We start from the raw sequence: 19,710 nt of genomic DNA on the forward strand, positions 1-19,710 counted from the left end.
GGCGAGGTATAGGTGTAGGTGACCTCGGCCATGACCACGCTGGTGTTCGGCGTGGTGAGGCCAGCCGGGAGCGTGAATGCGGAATTCGTTGCCCGCGCCGTCGCGCCGCCATAGGCCGCGCTCCATGCGATGGTCGTCTTGTTGTTCGTATCCGCGACGACGCTCGAAATGACGATCTTGACGCTCTGGGCGTTGAAGGGCGTGAGGATCGCCGTGCTCGCGGCGAAGATGTCATTGAGATCGGCGGTGCTGACGCTCGTTGCCTGGGCGACGAGGTCGGCTGCCGTCTCGGCGACATTCGTCACGCGCCGCGATGCGGTGAGCGCGTTCGTGGTTTCGAGCGTGCCGAAATAAAGCGTGATGAGAACCGGCACGATGAGCGCGAACTCGACTGCGGCGAGGCCGCCCGCATGGCGGACGAAGCGGTGGAGGCGGGGCGCGATCTTCATAGAGATCATTTCTCTCTCCTCCGCATCAGGAGGTGTAAGGCTCGTTGCGGAAGGCAACGCTCGACTGGATGAGGCGAGAGCTGCCATTCCCGCCCGAAAGGCCGGTCGGCAACGGGCTCATGATGTCCCAGACGTAGAAGATCCGGACCAGCACGATGTCGCCCGCATTACCCATGTTGAACTGGAACGAATTGGTGAGATTGCCGTTTGCATCGACGGGCGAAGGGAATGTGACGTTTCCGAAACTCGTATAGGTGCGCACGTCGATCTTCACGTTCTCGGTGCAGTTCGTGACCATGACGACGTCGTCGCAGACCCGTTGCAAGAGCTGCTCCGCCGTCATGTTCGCGGTCTGCGCCTGGCCCGTGCGTATGAGGCGCCCGGCGTCGTTGAGCGCATTGTCGAGCTCGGCGTTCACGAAGAACACCATGCCTGCTTCGAAGATCGCGAACATGAGGGCGAAGAAAGGAATCGCGGTCAGTGCGAATTCGATGGCGACGCTGCCGCGCTCGGAACGGAGAAAACGCCTGCGGGGCTTCTTCGTGAGTGGTTTCCAAACTCGCGTCATCGGCTGCATCCTCTGAGCCACTGGAGGCGCTGTGGTGCCGTGAACGCCGCGCATGAGCGGAAGGACAGCGCCTTCCAGCATTCTGCGGTCATGTGTGTTGACGAGCCGTTAACTCTCGGCGCGCGAGAATACTCACGCGACCAGTTCGGGCGGTGTCAGTGCAGACGATCTCCCGCATTGAGCGTCGAAGTTCTGAAGATTTAGTTTAAATCCTGAACCTTGGGCAAAAGAGCATGACGACGCTTCGCATGATTTTCCGCCACTTCGCCGCGGATCGACGCGGCAGCTATGCCGTCATCTTCGCCATCGCCATCGTCCCGATGCTGATCGCGATCGGCGCGGCGATCGACATATCGCAAGCCTTTTTCGTGAAGCAGCGCATGACGAAGGCCCTCGATGCGGCGGGCCTCGCCATCGGCGGCACAGTGGGGCTCAACAATGCCCAGCTTCAGGCCATGGCGCAGAGCTACTTCGACGCGAATTATCCGGCGAACAAGATCGGCGTGCCCGGCGAGGTCACGGTTTCGCAGAGCGGGCAGGTCGTATCCCTGACCGCGAATGCGTCCATGAAGACAAGCGTGATGGGGATCGTCGGCATCGACGAGATGAACATCGAGGCTTCATCCCAGATCACGAAGATGGGCAAGAAGCTCGAAGTGGTGCTTGTCCTCGACACGACGGGATCGATGGCGCAGAACAGCAAGCTCACTACGCTTAAGACCGCGGCGAAGAATCTCATCGCCACCGTGTCGGCCGCCGCAGCGACACCGGGCGACGTCAAGGTTTCGATCGTCCCCTTCGCCGTCGATGTGAATGTGGGCACCGCCAACAAGACCGCGAACTGGATCAAATGGCAGTGGACCACACCCAAGACGCAGACCTGCACCGGCTCCGGTAAAAACAAGACCTGTACCGACACGGCCTACAACATAAGCCCGAATAGCTGGCTCGGCTGCGTGATCGACCGCGACCAGAACTACGACATCGGCGTCGATGTGCCGGTCACCTCGAACACGGCGACGCTCTATCCGGCCGACAATGACGACTGCAAACCCGTGCCCCTGATGCCGCTCAGCTCTGACTGGACGGCGCTCAACAACAAGATCAACGGCCTCGTGGCGTCCGGCAACACGAACACGACCATCGGGCTCGTCTGGGGCTGGACCATGCTCACATCGGGCGCGACGCTTTCGACGGCGGCCGAGGCCGACGCGAAGAGGCTCAACAAGGCGATCGTCTTTCTGACGGATGGCGACAATACAGAAAACCGCTTCACGACGAGCCAGTCGAGCATCGACAGCCGCACGGCAGCGTTGTGCACGAAGATCAAGGCCACGGGTATTCTGATCTATACGATCCGCGTGATGGACGGGAACGCGACGCTGCTGAGGAATTGCGCGACCGATCCGAGCATGTATTACAGCGTGACGGCGGCAAGCCAGCTCACCGATGTCTTCAACTCCATCGCGCAGGCGCTCTCCAATCTCCGCATCAGCAAGTGACCGGAACGACGGCACGAAAAAGCCGGCAGGGTTTCCTCTGCCGGCTTTTTTATTTCCTTCACGGAATGTGATTACTGGCGCTCATTGGTGCCGCTCGCGGTGGCGGCGCCTGCGCCGAGTGAGCGCGCCGCTGTGGCCTGGCTCAGCGCGGCGTTGAAGGCGTTGCTGCTGTCCGAGGGGTTCACCACCGGCTCGCAGCGCGGTGTGCAATTATAGGTGAGCTGTTCCGTGCCGCGCATCAGCGTGACGGCCGAGCTGCGCGGCGCGACGACGTCGATCTCATATTGGGCGATCTGCTTTCCCGTGGCGTCGAGAGCAATGAGATCCGTCTTGCCGTAACTGCGGGCGAGAACATAGACGAGCTGCGCGCCTTGAATGCTGACATCGGCGATGGCCGGATTGCTGACCATGACGGTCGCGGCCGGTGCGGCGAGCTGGAGCGCGCGCGAATGATTGAGTTCGACCTGGATGCCGCCCGCTTCTGCGCCGGCGGTGAAGAAGCCGAGCAGGACCGCGACGCTGGCCGCGCCTTTGAGCGAACGGAGGAGGCGAATACGATTCTGGGACATGCGGATGAGCCCGTCTCTTTCGGGCGACGTGGATCGCCCCCATAAAATCCTTGAGCCCGAGACTAAGCCGAAGGAATGAACGATTTGTTGACCGTAGCGGCCGGTCGCGCATTTACGCGCGCTTAAAGCGGAGAGGGCTAGATTCTTCCCGTGCGAACTTCGGAGGCGACATGTTCGGAACGGAAAGGCTCGGCCAGCCCGCGGCGGCGAAGGCGCGCAATCTGCGCGGCATCCTGATCTTCCGCGATCTCGAACCGCGCGAACTGACGCTCCTGGCGGCCGAGTGCAGCTGGCGTCGCTTCGTTCGCAATGACGTCATTCTGTCGGCCGGGCAGGGTGGCACGCGCGGCGATGTGCATTTCGTCGTTTCGGGTTCGGTCCGTCTCGCGCGCCCCACGGGGCCCAATGGCCGCATCGCCTATACAGATATAGACGCAGGCGGACAATTCGGTGAAATGTCCATTTTCGGTGTGAGCGACGATGATCTGACGGCGATCGCGCGCGATGAAACGGTCCTTGCGACGATGCAGGAAGAACGCTTCATCGACCTTCTGTCGCGCGAGGAATCGGTTTCACGTGCGCTTCTCTGTCAGTACGCGCGCCTGCTCCGCACCCGCGAGGCAGCGTCGAACAGCGCCTCGGAAAGCCGCCCCGGCCTCACCGGCGCGCAGCGCGTTTATGCCGAGCTTCTCGCTCTCGCCGAGCCGCGCAACACCGGCGCGGGCGTGGCGGCGCAGCTCTTTGTCTCCCGTCTCCCGCGTCACCGCGAACTCGCCGACCGGCTTTCGACGAGCGAGGAAGTGGTGGCGAGCGCCATCGCGGAGCTGGTGCGGCTCGATCTCGCCGAGCGCGAATATCCGGGCCTTGCGATCAAGGACGAGGCTGCCATGCGCCGCCTCTGCGAAGCGCGTCAGGACTGACGCCGCGCAGGGCGTCCGCCCGCGCTTCCTTGCATTTTAATAATCTTTTCACCATTAAGGTCCGCCGTTTACGCCAAATTTACAGTCCTCCGGCCAAAATCAGCACATTGAGGAAGAATTCAGGCCGGTTCGTTGCCGGCCATTTGGCAGAGTCCGGGCATGTCCGTTTTGAACACCTTGCCAATCGTGATCTTCTCGGCCGCGATGATTTTCGCCGCCGTTCGCGACCTCACGACCATGACGATCCCGAACTGGCTGACGCTCGGATTGACCATCGCCTTTTTCATCAGCGCCGTTTCCCTCGGCATGCCGCTTGCGGACATCGCGCGACATGCGTCGGCGGGCTTCGCGCTGCTGCTGATCGGGATGGGCCTCTTCGCCAGAGGATGGATCGGCGGCGGCGACGCAAAGCTCGTCGCTGCGGCCTCGCTCTGGCTCGGCTGGGGCGATGCGCTGCCTTATCTGCTGCTCGCCAGCATCTTCGGCGGCGCGCTGACATTGTTCATCCTGTTTTACAGGACGATGCCGCTGCCGATGTTTCTCTACCGCCAGGGCTGGCTTCTGCGACTGCACGACCGGAAAGAAGGAGTTCCCTATGGCATCGCGCTGGCGGTCGCCGGGCTCTTCATTTTTCCACAAACGGAAATCTTCAGACTGGTCTCCGTGTTGAGTTGAAATATCCGTCATCCGTGTGAGGACGATGTGGCAAGGGCACAAGGCTTGCGCCCGGGGAAAGGAACCGACAAGTGAACGCCGCTCGAATAGGGGTCTTGGTCTTGGCAGTCGTAGCCGCTGGGCTTGCGGCATTGCTTGCGCGCGGTCTTGTTTCCTCAAACAAGCAGGCGCCCGTCGAGCAGGCAGCGCAGGCGCCGACGACGGAGATACTGGTCGCCGCTACCGATCTGCAAAGAGGCTCGAAACTCTCGGGCGGCGATTTCCGCTGGCAGTCATGGCCGCAGAACTCGCTCGGCGCGAACCTGATCACGCGCGCCCAGATGCCGAATGCCGCCGAGGCGCTGGCCGGCCGCCTTGCGCGCGCGCCGATCGCGAATGGCGAGCCGATCACGGAAGCGAAACTCGTCGATCTCAAGAATGGCGGCTTCCTGTCGGCGCTCATCAACCCCGGCATGCGCGCGGTGGCGATCCCGATCGCGCCGGAAACGAGCGCGGGCGGCTTCATCCTGCCGAACGATCGCGTCGATGTCATTCTCACATCCCGCCAGCGTGACGAGCAGGCAGGCCAGGATACGAACCGCAGCGAGACGATCCTGCGCAATGTGCGCATTCTGGCGATCGATCAGCGCTTCAAGGACGAAAGCGGCGAGCAGGTCGTGATCGGCAAGACCGCGACGCTCGAGCTGAGCTCCCGCCAGGCCGAAGTGATTGCGCTCGCTCAGGCGCAAGGCACTGTCAGCCTCGCGCTCAGGGGGTTCGCAGGTGCCGATCAGGACACGCCCGACGAGGACGTGGCGAAGTCGGAAGGGTCGGTCGTGCGCGTGGTGCGCTACGGCGCCGAAAGAACGGTTCGCGTGAGGTAGGGGCATGTATCGGGGCCGCATGTATCGAAATAGGGGCAGGGTCATGGCCGATCTCGGCAAGGCCGTTCGTGCGCGGCTCGTCGCGGGCGGGCGCATATTGGCGGCGCTTTTCATGGCGGGGGCGCTGGCAGCGCCAATTCCCGCCGGAGCGGCGGTCGATGGAGCGCAGCTCGTGAAGATCGACAGCGGCGGTGCGAGCGCGACCTCGCGCACCATCGTACTCGGACTCAACAAGGCCGCGATCGTCGAATTGCCGAGCGCCGCGCGCGACGTGCTCGTTTCAGATCCGAAGATCGTCGATGCCGTGGTTCGCACCTCCACGCGCACCTATCTGATCGGCCTCACGGTCGGCCAGACGAACGTCTTCTTCTTCGGCGACAAGGGCCAGCAGCTTCTCAATCTCGAAATCCGCGTCGAGCGCGATCTGGCGGGGCTGCGCCAGACGCTGCGTCACTATTTTCCGAATTCCCGCATCGACGTTCAGGCGATGAACGATCACATCGTCCTGTCGGGCGCGGTCGCCAACGCTTCCGAAGCCGACAAGGCGCGCGATCTCGCGACGCGCTATATCGGTGGCAAGCCCGAGCAGGTGCTCAACATGCTCACCATCGAGGGCAAGGAGCAGGTCATGCTCAAGGTGACGGTTGCGGAAATGCAGCGCAACGTCATCAAGCAGCTCGGCGTCAATCTTTCGACCGCCGACGATTTCGGCAACTTCGCGCTCCGCCTTTCCACGGTGAACCCCTTCTCCATTCAGGGCGCGCCGCTTGGCGGCCTTGCAACGACCGCGCCCAATCCCGTGACCGGGACCGCGCAGAACATGGGCTTCAACAACGGCAATCTCTCGATCCAGTCCGCGATCCGCGCGCTGGAGGAGGATGGCCTGGTGCGCACGCTCGCCGAGCCGACGCTGACGGCCATTTCGGGCGAAGGCGCGAAGTTCCTTGCCGGTGGCGAATTCCCGATCCCCGTGTCGAAGGACCTGCAGGGCAACATCACGGTGAACTACAAGCCCTTCGGTGTCGGCCTTGCCTTCACGCCCGTGGTGTTGAGCGAGGGGCGCATCAACCTGAAGATTTCAACCGAGGTCAGCGAACTGACGACATCTGGCGCCTTCGTCTCGCAGCAGGGGCTGACCATTCCGGGCCTCAATGTCCGCCGGGCCGAGACGACGCTCGAGCTGCCGTCGGGCGGTTCGCTCGTCATGGCGGGCCTGCTGTCCGACAAGACGAAACAGAACATCGACGGCGTGCCGGGCGCCAAGGACCTGCCGGTACTCGGCGCGCTCTTCCGCAGCCGCGACTATCAGAAGAACGAGACGGAACTCGTCGTCATCGTCACGCCCTATATCGTCGATCCGACGAACAGGAAGAATCTCGTGCTGCCGACGGATGGTTTCGCGCCGGCAAGCGACATGGACACGATCCTGATGGGCAAGCTCAACGCGACTTATGGCGCCAACGGCAACGCGCCGACGGACAAGAAGCTCAAGGGCCCGGTCGGGTTCGTGGTGGATTGAAGGGAACGGGTATCGAGATGAAAAGAACTCTTGCCGTGCGCCTCCTGCCCTTCGCCCTTGCCCTCGCGCTTGGCGGTTGCGGCGGATTCAACGGTCCGAACGAGGCCTATGACGGGCCGAGCCAGACCCATCCCATCGCCGTGAGTGCCGATACGCAGACGCTGAGCATTCCCGTTCCGCGTACGAAGTCGGCGCTGACGGATGAGGAACGCAGAGCCGTCGCCGCCTTTGCCGATGCCTACAAGGAACGCGGGCACGGGGCCATCGCCGTGTCGACGCCGTCCGGCTCGTCCAACACGACGAGCTCGATGAACGTGCTCGTCGATGTGCGCGATCTCCTCGCCGAAAAGGGCGTCGCTCTCGATGCCATCAGCTACACGCCCTATCAGGCGGCGGGCGCCGACGCCGAAGCGCCGCTGATCCTTTCCTACAAGCGTTATGTGGCCACGCCGCGCCCTTGCGGGGACTGGTCCGAAAATTTCGCCCACGATCCGGCAAACGGCGTGCCGCCGAATTTCGGTTGCGCCAGCCAGAACAACCTCGCGGTCATGGTGGCCGATCCCGCCGACCTCGTGATGCCGCGCAACATGACGCCGAGCGATGCGCAGCGCCGCGCCGTGGTTCTGGACAAGTATCGCAAGGGCGAGATCACGGGCACGCAGCGCGACAACAACGACTCGGCCGCAGTGAGTGAGGTCAACAAATGAGCAACGCAGCATTGAAGCATGACATGGTGGACGCGCCGCCCATGCCCGGCGACGAGCCCATCGCCGCGCCGGTCATGAAGCCGGTTCCGCGGATCACGATCCATGCCTTCTGCGACCATCCGGAAACTGGCAGCGTCATCCAGCGCGCGGGTGAGGACCGCCGCCTGTCGAAGGCTCATCTGACCGTCTATATGGGTGGCATCCAGGCCGCGGTCGAACAGTATCAGCAGGCGCCGACGCCGAACCTCATTCTGGTCGAGTCGGATGCGGGCGGAGCCGAGCTTTTCGCCGCTCTCGCCGCTCTCGCCGAAGTCTGCGACGCGGGCACAAAAGTCGTCGTCATCGGTCATCTGAACGACGTGTCGGTCTATCGCGAGATGATCCGGCAGGGCGTCAACGAATATCTTGTGAGCCCGCTGAGCCCGATGCAGATCATCGAGGCGGTGTCGCGTCTCTATGTCGATCCCGACGCACCGCCGATCGGCCGTTCGATCGCCTTCATGGGCGCGAAGGGCGGCGCCGGTTCCTCGACGCTCGCTCATAATATCGGCTGGTGCGTTTCGACCCGCATGCAGGAAGACGTGATCATCACCGATCTCGACCTGCCCTTCGGCACCGCCGGTCTCGACTTCAATCAGGACCCGGCCCAGGGCATCGCGGATGCGCTGACGGCGCCCGAGCGGCTCGATGACGTGCTGCTCGACCGGCTTCTCGTCAAGTGCTCCGACCATCTGAGCCTTTTCGCGGCGCCCGCCATTCTCGATCGCGATTTCGACATGGATGGCGAAGCCTGCGAGTCCGTGCTCGAGATCGTGCGCGAGACCGTGCCCTGCGTCATCGTCGATCTGCCGCATGTCTGGTCGACATGGACGAAGAAGGTTCTGCTTTCGGCCGATGAAATCGTCATCACCGCCATGCCCGATCTCGCGAGCCTGCGGAACACGAAGAACATTCTCGACCTCGTGAAGCAGGCCCGGCCGAACGACAGCAAGCCGCATGTCGTCCTCAATCAGGTCGGCGTGCCGAAGCGGCCGGAAATTCCGGTCAAGGATTTCGCCGACGCAATCGGCATCGAGCCGACCCTCGTTCTGCCCTTCAATCCGGCGCTTTTCGGCACGGCCTCCAATAACGGCCAGATGATCGAGGAACTGGACCCGAAGGGAAAGACGACCGAGGGCCTGCGCTTCCTTGCCAGGCAGCTTTGCGGACGCGATGCCGCGCCCGCCAAGGCGAGCCAGTCGAAAATCTCATTGCTGAAGCGGATTTTCCGCAAGGGTTGATGCAGGGGGTAACGGGTGTTTGGACGGCGTAACGAAACCCAGTCCGCTCCGCGCAAGCCCGCGGTAGCTGAAACTGTGCCCGCATCCGGCGGCCGGTCCGACGCGCCGCCGCCCGTGCCGAAGCCCGCTGCGCCCGCGCGCGCGGCGACACCTCCCGTGACGCCGAAGCCGAGGCTCCCCGATCAGCGTTCCGAAAACTACTATCAGATCAAGACGACGATCTTCAACGCGCTGATCGACACGATCGACCTCACCCAGCTTGCCCAGCTCGATGCGGAAAGCGCGCGCGAGGAAATCCGCGACATCGTCAACGAGATCCTCTCGATCAAGAATGTCGTCATGTCGATCTCCGAGCAGGAAGCCCTGCTTCAAGACATCTGCAACGACGTGCTCGGCTACGGACCGCTGGAGCCGCTGCTCGCGCGCGACGATATCGCCGACATCATGGTCAATGGCGCGGATCGCACCTTCATCGAAGTCGGCGGCAAGGTCGAGCTGACGGGCGTGCGCTTCCGCGACAACAGCCAGCTCATGAATATCTGCCAGCGCATCGTGAGCCAGGTCGGCCGCCGCGTCGACGAGGCAAGCCCGATCTGCGACGCGCGCCTGCCCGATGGCAGCCGCGTCAACGTCATCGTGCCGCCGCTCGCCATCGACGGCCCGGCGCTCACCATCCGCAAATTCCGCCGCGACAAGCTCCAGATGAAGGATCTCGTCGAGTTCGGCTCGATTTCGCCGGAGGGCGCCGAGGTTCTGGGCATCATCGGCAAGGTTCGCTGCAATGTGCTCATTTCCGGCGGCACGGGTTCCGGCAAGACCACGCTTCTGAACTGTCTCACCGGCTTCATCGATTCCGATGAGCGCGTCATCACCTGCGAGGACGCTGCCGAACTTCAACTCCAGCAGCCGCATGTGGTGCGTCTCGAAACGCGCCCGCCCAATCTCGAAGGGCAGGGCCAGATCACCATGACGGAGCTTGTGCGCAACTGTCTGCGCATGCGGCCCGAGCGGATCATCGTCGGCGAGGTGCGCGGACCTGAAGCCTTTGATCTGCTTCAGGCGATGAACACCGGCCATGACGGCTCGATGGGAACTCTCCACGCGAACAGCCCGCGCGAGGCCCTGTCGCGTCTCGAAGGCATGATCACGATGGGGGGCTACAACCTTCCCTCCAGAACCATCCGCGAGATGATCACCGGCTCGATCGACGTCATCGTCCAGGCCGCGCGCCTGCGCGATGGCTCGCGCCGCATCACCCACATCACCGAAGTGCTCGGCACGGAAGGCGAGGTCATCATCACGCAGGATCTCTTCGTCTACGACATCGAAGGCGAAGACGAGACGGGTCGCCTGAAGGGCAGGCACAAATCGACAGGCATTGCGCGCCCCGCATTCTGGGAGCGCGCCCGCTACTACAATCAGCACCACGCGCTTGCCGCCGCGCTCGATCGCGCGCAAGGCTAGACGGGCTGGGCTGAACGGACGAGAGGTCATGGACCAGACTACGCTTCTGATTTTCGGCATCGCCGTTCTCGCGGCGCTTTGCATCGGCGGCCTCGGCTTCGTCTTTGTGGGCGGAGAGAGCCGGACCTCGCAGCGCATGGCGCGGATGGCCGGTCCGGATCGCCAGAAGTCGCGCCGCGCCGCGGAGGGCGACGGGGACAATGCCGACAAGCGGCGCAAGCAGGTTCAGGAGACACTGAAGTCTCTCGAACAGAAACAGAAGGAAGAAAAGAAGGTGACGCTGCGCGTTCGTATCGAGCGCGCGGGCCTCGAACTGACGCCGAAGAGCTTCTACATCATGAGCGCGGTTTCGGGCCTCGTCCTTGCGGCGATCCTGCTGCTGTCCGGCTTCTCACCGATCGTGGCACTGGCGGGCGCCTTCGCCGCTGGCTTCGGCCTGCCGCGCTGGGTTCTCTCCTTTCTGATCAAGCGGCGGCAGAACGCCTTTCTCGAGGAGTTCGCCAATGCGATCGACGTCATCGTTCGCGGCGTCAAGGCCGGCCTCCCGATCAATGACTGTCTGAAGATCATCTCGAGCGAGTCGGCCGAGCCCGTCCGCACCGAATTCCGCGATCTCGTGGAAGGGCAGCGCGTCGGCGTGTCGCTCGAACAGGGGCTTGCCAAGGTCTATGAGCGCATGCCGCTCGCGGAAGTGAACTTCTTCCAGATCGTCATTGCGATCCAGCAGAAGACGGGCGGCAATCTCGCCGAGGCGCTTGGCAATCTTTCCAAGGTGCTGCGCGACCGCAAGAGGATGCGCGCCAAGATTCAGGCGATCTCCCAGGAAGCGAAATCCTCCGCCGCGATCATCGGTTCGCTGCCGCCCGCGGTGATGCTGATGCTCTATTTCACGGCGCCGAATTATCTCGACCCGCTTCTGACGACAACCTCGGGCAACATGATCATCGTCGGCGGCCTGATCTGGATGGGAATCGGCATTCTCGTCATGCGCAAGATGATCAATTTCAATATCTAGGACCGGCCATGTATTCTCTTCTCGCGTCAGCCATGAATCCCGAAACCGCGGTGATGTTGCTGGTCGGCATCGCGGCGTTTGCGACGATCCTGACGCTCGCCATGCCGCTCGTCGCGACCGACAAGCTCGGCGCGCGCATGAAGGCCGTGGCGACCGAGCGCGAGGCGCTGCGGCAGAAATTCCGCGAGCAGATGTCGAACGAGAAGACGCGCCTGCGCCACACGCCCAAGGGCTTCGTCAAGGAGATCGTGGAGCGTTTCGGCCGCGGCAAGATGCTCGAAAACGAAGTCATCAGGGAGAAGCTGCGCCAGGCCGGTTTCCGCGGACAGGCGCCGATCTACACCTTCATCTTCTTCCGCTTCGTCATGCCGCCGCTGCTCTTCGTCGTGGTGCTGATCTATCTCTACGGGATCAACAGCTTCGGGCTGGAGACGATGGCGCGTTTTGCGGTGGCGGCGGCCGGTGCGTTCATCGGCTTCTATCTGCCGAACGTCTTCGTTCAGAACGTCATCGCGCGGCGCCAGGAATCGATCAAGAAGGCGTTTCCCGACGCGCTCGATCTTCTTCTGATCTGCGTTGAATCCGGCATGTCGGTCGAGGCGGCGTTCGCCAAGGTCGCGGCGGAAGTCGGCAGCCAGTCCGTGGAGCTCGCCGAAGAACTGACCGTGACGACCGCCGAGCTTTCCTATCTTCAGGAGCGGCGCAAGGCTTATGAAAATCTCGGTACGCGTACCGGTCTTCCGGGCGTGAAGGCCGTCGTCACCAGCCTCATTCAGGCGGAGCGCTATGGCACGCCGCTCGGCATGGCGCTGCGCGTGATGGCGCAGGAAAATCGCGACATGCGCATGGCCGAAGCCGAGAAGAAAGCCGCGAGCCTTCCGCCAAAGCTCACCGTGCCGATGATCAGCTTCTTCCTGCCGGTTCTCTTCTGCGTCATTCTCGGCCCTGCGGCGATCAAGGTTCTGCATCTGTCCTGAAGCGCGAGACGCCGGAACGAAAAAAGGCGCCCGTCACGGGCGCCTTTTTTGTGGCAACGGCTTCGTTTCATTGCGTCGAGGTGGTGGCAGGCGCGCCGTTCAGCATTTCCATCTGCTTCCAGATCGCGGGCTGGTTCATCATTTCCTTGAGATAGGCGATGTTGTTCTCCGCGACGCTCGCCGGAAGATCGGCGCGCGCAAGCCGTGTCGCTTCCTCGAAATTTCCCTTGAGGCCGAGCACGATGGCGAGGTTCTGCCGCGTGCTGGCGGTCGCGCGCGGATCGGCGACGGCTTTTCGCAGCACCTGCTCCGCCGTGTCGAGATTGCCTTCCAGCACATAAGAGAGGCCGAGATTGGCGAGCACGGAAGGATTGCCGGGATCGATGGCGAGTGCCGCGTTGTATTTCTGCTGCGCCTCGCCATAGCGCCCCATCTGATCGAGCGCCACGCCTTCAGCGGAGAGGATCGTCCAGTCCTTCGGGTTCTGCCGCGCCGCCCGAGAGAGATAGCCGATCGCCTGATCTGGCCGCCCGCTCGCCGCGAGCACCTTGCCATATTCGGCGAGAACATCCGCATTGTCGGGGTTGAGCGTATAGACGCGCTGCATCGCATTCGCGGCCTGCGAGATGGAGCCGATCTGACGGAGCGAGCGCGAATAGTTGAGCGCCGCCTCGATATTGTCGGGATGCCGGTCGTAAAGCTCGCCCCAATAGGCGGCGGCCGCGACATGATCCTGCGTCTTCGTGGCGTTGACAGCCGCATCCTTCACCGCGTCGTCGCTGCGCGTGGAAATGGCGGGCGTCGAGGAGCTGGATGAGCTTGCGGGCTTCGCGCTCTCGGACGTGCCGGATGTGCTGGCGCAGCCGCCAAGCGCGAGCGCCGAAGTGAGCGTCACCGCGGCCGCAAGTTGGGCGAGGCGGGGCGTGTGAAATTTCGTGGTTTCGTTTTCCATGGCGTGTCCCGGTCAATGGCGGACGGGTCATCGCCCGGAGTGTGAACCCACACCCCTCAAGAAATGATTAATTATAATTGCGCGCGGAAAGTCTGGTTTTTCTAGGCGCCGCGGGCAGCCATCTGCTTGCGCGCGTCTTCCTCCCATTCGAGAAAGGCGGGAAGTCCGAGCATGAGGTCCATATAGGTCTTTGCCGTGCCGTCATTGTCGCCGAGCTTCGCGACATCGACGCCATAGGTGCGGAAGCGCGTGACGACGGGCGCGTACATGGCGTCGGCAATGGTGAAATGGCCGAAGAGAAAGCCCTGATCGCCAGCCGCCGTGCGGCCGAAGCGCGCGCGCAAGGCCCGCCAGAGTTCGACGACGCGCCGCGCATTGGCGAGCGCCCCCTCGCTATGGCCTGTGCCGGGCAAGCGGCTGATGATGTCCATGGACATGTCGCGCCGCAGATCGGGAAAGCCCGAATGCATCTCGGCGGCGGCGCTGCGCGCCATTGCGCGCGCGACGGGGTCATCGGGCCAGAGCTTCTTTTCGGGGAAGAGATCGGCCAGCGTTTCCGAGATCGCAAGCGAGTCCCAGATTGCGTTGCCCTGCCATTTGAGTGCCGGAATGAAGCCGGAGGGTGAATGGCGCAGCGCCTGCGCCTTGGTGTCCTCCTGCCGGAGGCGGATTTCAATCTCACGGAACGGAATGCCTGCGACCTTCATCGCGAGCCAGGGGCGCAGGCTCCAGCTCGACCAGTTCTTGTCGCCGATGACGAGTTCGAAATCCGGCTGTCCCATCGAAACCCTCCGTCCTTGCTGCAAGCGTTGCGGGGCCCTCCTCCCCTCTATAAGGTTTCCGCCGCGCGCGGCAAAGCGGGGATGAACGGGAATGCTCGATATTTTTGTGACGAAGAAGGACGCGGCCGCAATCCCGGTCTGGCTTCTCCGCGCCGGCGATGTGAAATCCTGGTGCGCGGAACATGCGGGCGCGGGCGCCGCCTGGGTCGAGACGTCGGGTTTCAAGGGCGAGATCGGCAAGGTGCTGATGCTGCCTGACGGGTCGGGCGGCCTTGCGGGTGCGCTTCTCGGTCTTGGCGACGGTTCCGATCCCTTCGCGACAGGCGCGCTCGCCACCGTGCTGCCCGTGCAGACCTACAGGTTCGCCGGTCATGTGGCGGATGGGGCCAAGGCGGCGCTGGGCTTTGCGCTCGGCACCTATTCGTTCGCCCGCTACACCGGCAAGAGCCGCGAGTGGCCGCGTCTCGTCCTGCCGGAAGGCGTCGGCGGCGAGGAGGTGAGCCGGCAGGCGCGGGCGGTATTCCTCGCGCGCGACCTCATCAACACGCCGACGAACGACATGGGCCCCGCCGATCTCGCCGATGCGGCGCTCGAAGTAGCGCGCGCCGCCGATGCGGAAGCGAGCGTGATCGTCGGCGACGATCTCCTCACGCGGAATTACCCGATGGTGCATGCCGTGGGCCGAGCCTCCGCCGTCGCGCCGCGCCTCGTTGATTTCACCTGGGGGCGCGCCGATGCGCCGAGGGTGACGCTTGTCGGCAAGGGCGTCTGCTTCGACTCGGGCGGGCTCGACCTCAAGCCCTCGAGCGCCATGCTGCTGATGAAGAAGGATATGGGAGGCGCGGCGAATGTCTTGGCGCTCGCCCGTCTCGTCATGGAGGCGAAGCTGGATATTCGCCTTCGGGTCCTCATTCCTGCGGTCGAGAACAGCGTCTCCGGCAATTCGTTTCGGCCCGGCGATGTTCTGAAGAGCCGCAAGGGCCTCTCGGTCGAGATCGGCAACACCGATGCGGAAGGCAGGCTCATTCTTGCCGATGCGCTCGCCGAGGCCGACAGCGAGGCGCCGGACCTCATCATCGACATGGCGACGCTGACAGGCGCCGCGCGCACCGCGCTCGGCCCCGACCTGCCGCCCTTCTATACCGACGACGATGCGCTTGCCGCCGATCTCGCTGAGGCGGCGGCGCGCGAGGCCGATCCGCTCTGGCGCCTGCCGCTCTGGCGGCCCTATGACGGCTGGCTCGACAGCAAGATCGCCGATGTGAACCATGTGTCGGATGGCCCCTTCGCGGGCTCGATCACGGCGGCGCTCTTCCTGCGCCGCTTCGTCGAGAAGTCGAAGGCGTGGGTCCATCTCGATATTTATGGCTGGTGCCCCAAGGCGAAGCCGGGCCGCCCCGTGGGCGGCGAGGCGCAGGGCATCCGCGCGCTCTTCGACCTGCTCAGGCGCCGCTACGGGTGAGAAGCCGCTTGCCCCCGGGGAATTGCCCTCTAGACTGATCCGGAGCCGAAACGGAAGCCGGATGGGGCCGGCTGCCGCGAGGAAAGGTGGGGGAAGGCGAATGGCTCTGGAGCTCAAGCCGGTGCAGGCGCTCGCGCTTTGGCAGAATGTGGTGCTGGAGACGGTCCGCCGTGACGGTCCGGACCTGTCCTCCCGTCAGCTCGCCATATTGCTGACCGTCTATCTGACGCCGCCGCCCCATACCGTGCGCGGCCTTGCCTCCTCGCTCAACGTCTCCAAGCCCGCCATCACCCGCGCCCTCGACACGCTGGGCGCGCTCGATCTTCTCAAGCGCAAGCGCGACGAGATCGACCGGCGCAACGTGCTCGTGCAGCGCACGGTCAAGGGCTCGGTTTTCCTGCGCGATTTCGCCGATCTCGTCACCGACATGGCCGGGAGGCTCGACGCATGAGCCGCACCAAGGGCCCCGACCGGCGGATCAATCCCTACAGGGAGGATCTTGCCGCCGCCTATCTGCGCGGCGAAGTCAAGGCGGAGCGCTTCGTCGATGGCGAGGACCGGCAGGTGAAGGTCGCTTGTGCGCCGCTTCTCGTCCGGCCCGATGCCGATGCGCCGATGGACACCCAGCTTCTCTTCGGCGAGACCTTCCGCGTCTATGAGGAAAAGGGCGGCTTCGCCTGGGGGCAGTCGGCGCATGACGATTATGTCGGCTATGTCGAGGCGAAGGCGCTCGGCCCGAAGCCCTACAAGCCGACGCATGTGGTCGCCGCGCTGCGGACCTTCATCTATCCGGAGGCCGATCTCAAGACGCGCCCCGCCATGCCGCTCGGCCTCAACGCCAAGGTGCGCGTCATCGGCGCGCGCGGCGACTATAGCGAGATCGAGCGCGGCGGCTGGATCTTCACCCAGCATCTGGCGCCCGTCGGCGCATATGTGCGCGATTTCGTGAGCGTCGCCGAAGAGCATCTCGGCGTGCCCTATCTCTGGGGTGGGCGCGAGAGCACCGGGCTCGACTGCTCGGGCCTCGTGCAGGCCTCGCTCGAGCGTGCCGGCATCTCCTCGCTGCGCGACACGGACCTTCAGGAAGCGACGCTCGGCGAAAGGCTGCCCGAGCCCATCGACTTCACCACGCTGCGGCGCGGCGATCTCGTTTTCTGGAAAGGGCATGTCGCCATCATGGTCGATGGCGAACGCATCATCCACGCCAACGCCTTCCACATGCGCGTCGAGATCGAGCGGCTCGACATCGCCATGGCGCGCATCGCCCGCACGGCGGGTCATGTAACGACGGTGAAGCGCCTCGCGCGGCGCTGAGGCCGAACGCTTCAGGCGTTCACCGCGTTCTTCTCCGCCGCGCGAAGCTCGAAGGCGGCGGCAAGCAGCGCTCTCGTGTAGTCGGTCTTCGGCGCATCGAAAACCTCGTCCGCCGTTCCCGCCTCGACCACCTTGCCGTCGCGCATCACCATGATGTCATCGGCGAGCGCGCGCACCACGCGCAAGTCGTGACTGATGAAGAGATAGGCAAGATCGTGCTTGCGCTGCAATTCGCGCAGGAGATCGACGATCTGCGCCTGCACGGACATGTCGAGCGCGGAGGTTGGCTCGTCGAGCATGACGAAGCGCGGCTTCAGCGCCATGGCCCGGGCGATGGCGATGCGCTGGCGCTGGCCGCCCGAGAATTCATGCGGATAGCGGTCCTGCATGGCCGGATCGAGACCGACTTCGGCAAGGGCTTCCGAAACAAGGGCCCGCCGCTCGCTGGCGCTGAGCCCCGCCCTCTGCACGATGAGGCCTTCCTCGACGATCTGCGCGACCGAGAGCCGGGGGCTGAGCGAACCATAGGGATCCTGAAAGACGATCTGCATTTCCTTGCGCAAGGGGCGAAGCTCCGCCGATTGCAGCCCGTCGATCGCCTGGCCGCGAAAGCGGATATTGCCTTCGCTTGAAATGAGGCGAAGCAGCGCAAGCCCGAGCGTGGTCTTGCCTGAGCCGGATTCGCCGACGACGCCGAGCGTGCGGCCCTCGCGGATGCGGATCGAAACATCGTCCACCGCCTTCACATGTCCGACCGTCCGGCGAAGAAAGCCTTTTTTAATCGGAAACCAGACCTTGAGCCGTTCGGCTTCCATGACGACGGGCGCGTCCTTTCGCCCGCCCAGCGCGCGCCCCTTGGGCTCGGATGCGAGAAGATGCCGCGTATAGTCGTGCTGCGGCCGGGCGAACACGTCTTCCGTGAGCCCCTGTTCCACGATCTTGCCGCCCGTCATCACCGAAACGCGATCGGCCATCTTTCGCACGATGCCGAGATCATGGGTGATGAGCAGCAGCGCCATGCCCATCTCGCGCTTCAGCTCGTTGAGAAGCTCGAGAATCTGCGCCTGCACGGTGACATCGAGAGCGGTCGTCGGCTCGTCGGCGATGAGAAGGTCGGGCTCGTTGGCGAGCGCCATGGCGATCATCACGCGCTGGCGCTGGCCGCCGGAAAGCTGATGCGGATAGGCGCCGAGCCGCGTCTCGGGGTCGTGAATGCCGACCTTCTTCAGCAGTTCGATGACGCGCGCGCGGATGGCCGGCCCGCGCAATCCCTTGTGAAGCGACAGCACCTCGCCCACCTGCCGCTCGATGGTATGGAGCGGGTTGAGCGAGGTCATGGGCTCCTGAAACACCATGGTGATGCGGTTGCCGCGGATCGAGCGCATGGTGCGCTCATCCGCGCCGACGAGATTTCGGCCCTCGAACATGATTTCGCCCGAAGGGTGTGACGCCTGCGGATAGGGCAGGAGCTGCATGATCGAGAGCGCCGACACGGATTTTCCCGAGCCCGATTCGCCGACCAGCGCCACCGTTTCGCCGCGCCTGATGTCGAAGGAGATGCGGTCGACCGCCAGCGTCTCGCGCCCGTCGGAGCGGAAGGCGACGGAGAGATCCTTAACCTCGATCAGGCAATTCTCCGTGCTCATTGCATCACCTTGCGGGGATCGAAGGCGTCGCGCACAGCCTCGCCGATGAAGATGAGAAGGCTCAGCATGACGGCGATGGAGAAGAAGCCGGTGAGGCCGAGCCATGGCGCCTGGAGATTGGCCTTGCCCTGTGCCAGCAATTCGCCGAGCGAGGCCGAGCCCGGCGGAAGACCGAAGCCGAGAAAGTCGAGCGAGGTGAGGGTGGTGATCGACGAATTGAGAATGAAGGGCATGAAGGTGATGGTCGCCACCATCGCATTCGGCAGCAGATGCTTGAAGATGATGGTCGTGTTGGAAAGGCCGAGCGCGCGGGCCGCGTTCACATATTCGAAATTGCGCCCGCGCAGGAATTCCGCGCGCACGAGCCCGACGAGCGAAACCCAGTGGAAGGCGAGCAATATGCCGAGCAGCAGCCAGAAATTCGGCTCGAACATCGAGGCGAGGATTATGAGCAGGTAGAGTGTCGGCACGCTGGTCCAGATTTCGATGAAGCGCTGGAAGAGAAGGTCCGTCCAGCCACCGAAGAAGCCCTGCACGGCGCCCGCCGCAATGCCGATGACGGAAGACGCGCCCGCCAGGATCAGGCCGAAAAGCACCGAGATCCGGAAGCCGTAGATGAGGCGCGCGGTCACATCGCGGCCCTGATCGTCGGTGCCGAGCCAGTTCTCGCTGCTTGGCGGCGCGGGCGCCGGCACGGGCAGATTGAGATTGATGGTGCGGTAGTCGTAGCGCACCGGCGGCCAGACGATGTATCCGCCCTTGTCGCTGATGAGCTTCTGCACGTAAGGATCGCGGTAATCCGCTTCGGTCTGGAACTCGCCGCCGAATTCCGTCTCGGGATAGGAGACGAAGACCGGGAAATAGGCCGAGCCCTCATAGGTCACGAGCAGCGGCTTGTCGTTGGCGATGAACTCCGCGAAGAGCGAGACGACGAAAAGGATGACGAAGAGCCACAGGCTCCAATAGCCGCGCCGATTGGCCTTGAAGTTGCGCCAGCGCCGCCTGTTGATGGGGCTGAGGGTGAACCGTCCGCCGAAGAGCCGCAC

20 protein-coding genes are annotated in these 19,710 nt (G+C 63.8%); 13 read left to right on the forward strand and 7 right to left on the reverse strand.

The annotated features are described in order from the left end of the window. Nucleotides 1-458: TadE/TadG family type IV pilus assembly protein (locus PKA57_RS12875; RefSeq protein ID WP_324301181.1), on the reverse strand; the 458-nt coding region annotated here is incomplete at its 3' end. A gap of 16 nt (nucleotides 459-474) precedes the next feature. After that, on the reverse strand, nucleotides 475-1,017 hold the full coding sequence (locus tag PKA57_RS12880; protein ID WP_324301183.1) for a TadE/TadG family type IV pilus assembly protein: 543 nt from the start codon (nucleotides 1,015-1,017) through the stop codon (nucleotides 475-477). 233 nt (nucleotides 1,018-1,250) lie between these two features. Here PKA57_RS12880 and PKA57_RS12885 point away from each other — a divergent pair, with 233 nt between their 5' ends. After that, the gene (locus PKA57_RS12885; protein WP_324301184.1) at nucleotides 1,251-2,519 is read left to right on the forward strand and encodes a pilus assembly protein; all 1,269 of its coding nucleotides are present in this window, start codon (nucleotides 1,251-1,253) and stop codon (nucleotides 2,517-2,519) included. Nucleotides 2,520-2,590: 71 nt separating this feature from the next. Here the strand turns inward: PKA57_RS12885 and PKA57_RS12890 are convergent, their stop codons facing one another. Further along, a complete protein-coding gene (locus PKA57_RS12890; RefSeq protein ID WP_324301186.1) occupies nucleotides 2,591-3,088 on the reverse strand; it encodes a pilus assembly protein N-terminal domain-containing protein in 498 nt (165 codons plus the stop codon). 170 nt (nucleotides 3,089-3,258) lie between these two features. Here PKA57_RS12890 and PKA57_RS12895 point away from each other — a divergent pair, with 170 nt between their 5' ends. From PKA57_RS12895 to PKA57_RS12935, 9 genes are all read left to right on the forward strand, one after another. Beyond that, nucleotides 3,259-4,008, forward strand: coding sequence for a cyclic nucleotide-binding domain-containing protein (locus tag PKA57_RS12895; RefSeq protein WP_324301188.1), 750 nt, complete (start codon nucleotides 3,259-3,261; stop codon nucleotides 4,006-4,008). A gap of 159 nt (nucleotides 4,009-4,167) precedes the next feature. Then, complete coding sequence (locus PKA57_RS12900) at nucleotides 4,168-4,683, forward strand: prepilin peptidase (protein ID WP_324301191.1); 516 nt, start codon at nucleotides 4,168-4,170, stop codon at nucleotides 4,681-4,683. Between the two features lie 101 nt (nucleotides 4,684-4,784). Beyond that, nucleotides 4,785-5,546 (forward strand): Flp pilus assembly protein CpaB, encoded by a 762-nt coding sequence (cpaB, locus tag PKA57_RS12905; RefSeq protein WP_324301192.1) that lies wholly within the window; start codon nucleotides 4,785-4,787, stop codon nucleotides 5,544-5,546. Nucleotides 5,547-5,589: 43 nt separating this feature from the next. After that, nucleotides 5,590-7,065, forward strand: a complete 1,476-nt coding sequence (locus PKA57_RS12910; RefSeq protein ID WP_324301194.1) for a type II and III secretion system protein family protein — start codon at nucleotides 5,590-5,592, stop codon at nucleotides 7,063-7,065. A gap of 17 nt (nucleotides 7,066-7,082) precedes the next feature. After that, entirely contained in the window at nucleotides 7,083-7,772 is a 690-nt protein-coding gene (locus tag PKA57_RS12915; protein ID WP_324301197.1) for a CpaD family pilus assembly protein, read from the forward strand. Further along, nucleotides 7,769-9,052 (forward strand): AAA family ATPase, encoded by a 1,284-nt coding sequence (locus PKA57_RS12920; RefSeq protein WP_324301199.1) that lies wholly within the window; start codon nucleotides 7,769-7,771, stop codon nucleotides 9,050-9,052. Before PKA57_RS12915 ends, PKA57_RS12920 begins: the two co-directional genes overlap by 4 nt. A 75-nt stretch (nucleotides 9,053-9,127) precedes the next feature. After that, nucleotides 9,128-10,516, forward strand: a complete 1,389-nt coding sequence (locus PKA57_RS12925) for a CpaF family protein (protein ID WP_324301201.1) — start codon at nucleotides 9,128-9,130, stop codon at nucleotides 10,514-10,516. A 28-nt stretch (nucleotides 10,517-10,544) separates the two neighbouring features. After that, the gene (locus PKA57_RS12930) at nucleotides 10,545-11,531 is read left to right on the forward strand and encodes a type II secretion system F family protein (protein ID WP_324301203.1); all 987 of its coding nucleotides are present in this window, start codon (nucleotides 10,545-10,547) and stop codon (nucleotides 11,529-11,531) included. 8 nt (nucleotides 11,532-11,539) lie between these two features. After that, nucleotides 11,540-12,508 carry a type II secretion system F family protein gene (locus PKA57_RS12935; protein WP_324301205.1) on the forward strand — a complete coding sequence of 323 codons (969 nt, stop codon included), beginning with the start codon at nucleotides 11,540-11,542 and terminating at the stop codon, nucleotides 12,506-12,508. Between the two features lie 67 nt (nucleotides 12,509-12,575). Here the strand turns inward: PKA57_RS12935 and PKA57_RS12940 are convergent, their stop codons facing one another. Continuing rightward, a complete protein-coding gene (locus tag PKA57_RS12940) occupies nucleotides 12,576-13,460 on the reverse strand; it encodes a tetratricopeptide repeat protein (protein WP_324301207.1) in 885 nt (294 codons plus the stop codon). Between the two features lie 101 nt (nucleotides 13,461-13,561). Continuing rightward, on the reverse strand, nucleotides 13,562-14,242 hold the full coding sequence (locus PKA57_RS12945; RefSeq protein WP_324301209.1) for a glutathione S-transferase family protein: 681 nt from the start codon (nucleotides 14,240-14,242) through the stop codon (nucleotides 13,562-13,564). A gap of 91 nt (nucleotides 14,243-14,333) precedes the next feature. Between PKA57_RS12945 and PKA57_RS12950 the strand changes: the two genes are divergently transcribed. The 3 genes from PKA57_RS12950 (at nucleotide 14,334) to PKA57_RS12960 (ending at nucleotide 17,018) form a co-directional block, all read left to right on the forward strand. Then, entirely contained in the window at nucleotides 14,334-15,704 is a 1,371-nt protein-coding gene (locus PKA57_RS12950) for a leucyl aminopeptidase family protein (RefSeq protein ID WP_324301211.1), read from the forward strand. Between the two features lie 100 nt (nucleotides 15,705-15,804). Beyond that, a complete protein-coding gene (locus PKA57_RS12955) occupies nucleotides 15,805-16,155 on the forward strand; it encodes a MarR family transcriptional regulator (RefSeq protein WP_324301212.1) in 351 nt (116 codons plus the stop codon). Then, nucleotides 16,152-17,018, forward strand: a complete 867-nt coding sequence (locus PKA57_RS12960; RefSeq protein ID WP_324301214.1) for an NlpC/P60 family protein — start codon at nucleotides 16,152-16,154, stop codon at nucleotides 17,016-17,018. The genes PKA57_RS12955 and PKA57_RS12960 overlap by 4 nt, the downstream gene beginning before the upstream one ends. A gap of 11 nt (nucleotides 17,019-17,029) precedes the next feature. Here the strand turns inward: PKA57_RS12960 and PKA57_RS12965 are convergent, their stop codons facing one another. Beyond that, nucleotides 17,030-18,664, reverse strand: coding sequence for an ABC transporter ATP-binding protein (locus tag PKA57_RS12965; RefSeq protein ID WP_324301216.1), 1,635 nt, complete (start codon nucleotides 18,662-18,664; stop codon nucleotides 17,030-17,032). Beyond that, nucleotides 18,661-19,710, reverse strand: coding sequence for an ABC transporter permease (locus PKA57_RS12970; RefSeq protein WP_324301218.1), 1,050 nt, complete (start codon nucleotides 19,708-19,710; stop codon nucleotides 18,661-18,663). The genes PKA57_RS12965 and PKA57_RS12970 overlap by 4 nt, the downstream gene beginning before the upstream one ends.

Origin of the sequence: Parvibaculum sp. (assembly GCF_035325945.1) — a bacterium.
In the GTDB taxonomy this organism is placed as follows: domain Bacteria; phylum Pseudomonadota; class Alphaproteobacteria; order Parvibaculales; family Parvibaculaceae; genus Parvibaculum.

Coding starts and splice junctions, on each gene's coding strand:
- PKA57_RS12885 (WP_324301184.1), top strand. CDS start 1,251: ATGACGACGCTTCGCATGATTTTCCGCCACTTCGCCGCGGATCGACGC.
- PKA57_RS12930 (WP_324301203.1), top strand. CDS start 10,545: ATGGACCAGACTACGCTTCTGATTTTCGGCATCGCCGTTCTCGCGGCG.
- PKA57_RS12920 (WP_324301199.1), top strand. CDS start 7,769: ATGAGCAACGCAGCATTGAAGCATGACATGGTGGACGCGCCGCCCATG.
- PKA57_RS12915 (WP_324301197.1), top strand. CDS start 7,083: ATGAAAAGAACTCTTGCCGTGCGCCTCCTGCCCTTCGCCCTTGCCCTC.
- PKA57_RS12950 (WP_324301211.1), top strand. CDS start 14,334: ATGCTCGATATTTTTGTGACGAAGAAGGACGCGGCCGCAATCCCGGTC.
- PKA57_RS12900 (WP_324301191.1), top strand. CDS start 4,168: ATGTCCGTTTTGAACACCTTGCCAATCGTGATCTTCTCGGCCGCGATG.
- PKA57_RS12960 (WP_324301214.1), top strand. CDS start 16,152: ATGAGCCGCACCAAGGGCCCCGACCGGCGGATCAATCCCTACAGGGAG.
- PKA57_RS12910 (WP_324301194.1), top strand. CDS start 5,590: ATGGCCGATCTCGGCAAGGCCGTTCGTGCGCGGCTCGTCGCGGGCGGG.
- PKA57_RS12955 (WP_324301212.1), top strand. CDS start 15,805: ATGGCTCTGGAGCTCAAGCCGGTGCAGGCGCTCGCGCTTTGGCAGAAT.
- PKA57_RS12935 (WP_324301205.1), top strand. CDS start 11,540: ATGTATTCTCTTCTCGCGTCAGCCATGAATCCCGAAACCGCGGTGATG.
- PKA57_RS12940 (WP_324301207.1), bottom strand. CDS start 13,460: ATGGAAAACGAAACCACGAAATTTCACACGCCCCGCCTCGCCCAACTT.
- PKA57_RS12965 (WP_324301216.1), bottom strand. CDS start 18,664: ATGAGCACGGAGAATTGCCTGATCGAGGTTAAGGATCTCTCCGTCGCC.
- PKA57_RS12880 (WP_324301183.1), bottom strand. CDS start 1,017: ATGACGCGAGTTTGGAAACCACTCACGAAGAAGCCCCGCAGGCGTTTT.
- PKA57_RS12895 (WP_324301188.1), top strand. CDS start 3,259: ATGTTCGGAACGGAAAGGCTCGGCCAGCCCGCGGCGGCGAAGGCGCGC.
- PKA57_RS12945 (WP_324301209.1), bottom strand. CDS start 14,242: ATGGGACAGCCGGATTTCGAACTCGTCATCGGCGACAAGAACTGGTCG.
- PKA57_RS12890 (WP_324301186.1), bottom strand. CDS start 3,088: ATGTCCCAGAATCGTATTCGCCTCCTCCGTTCGCTCAAAGGCGCGGCC.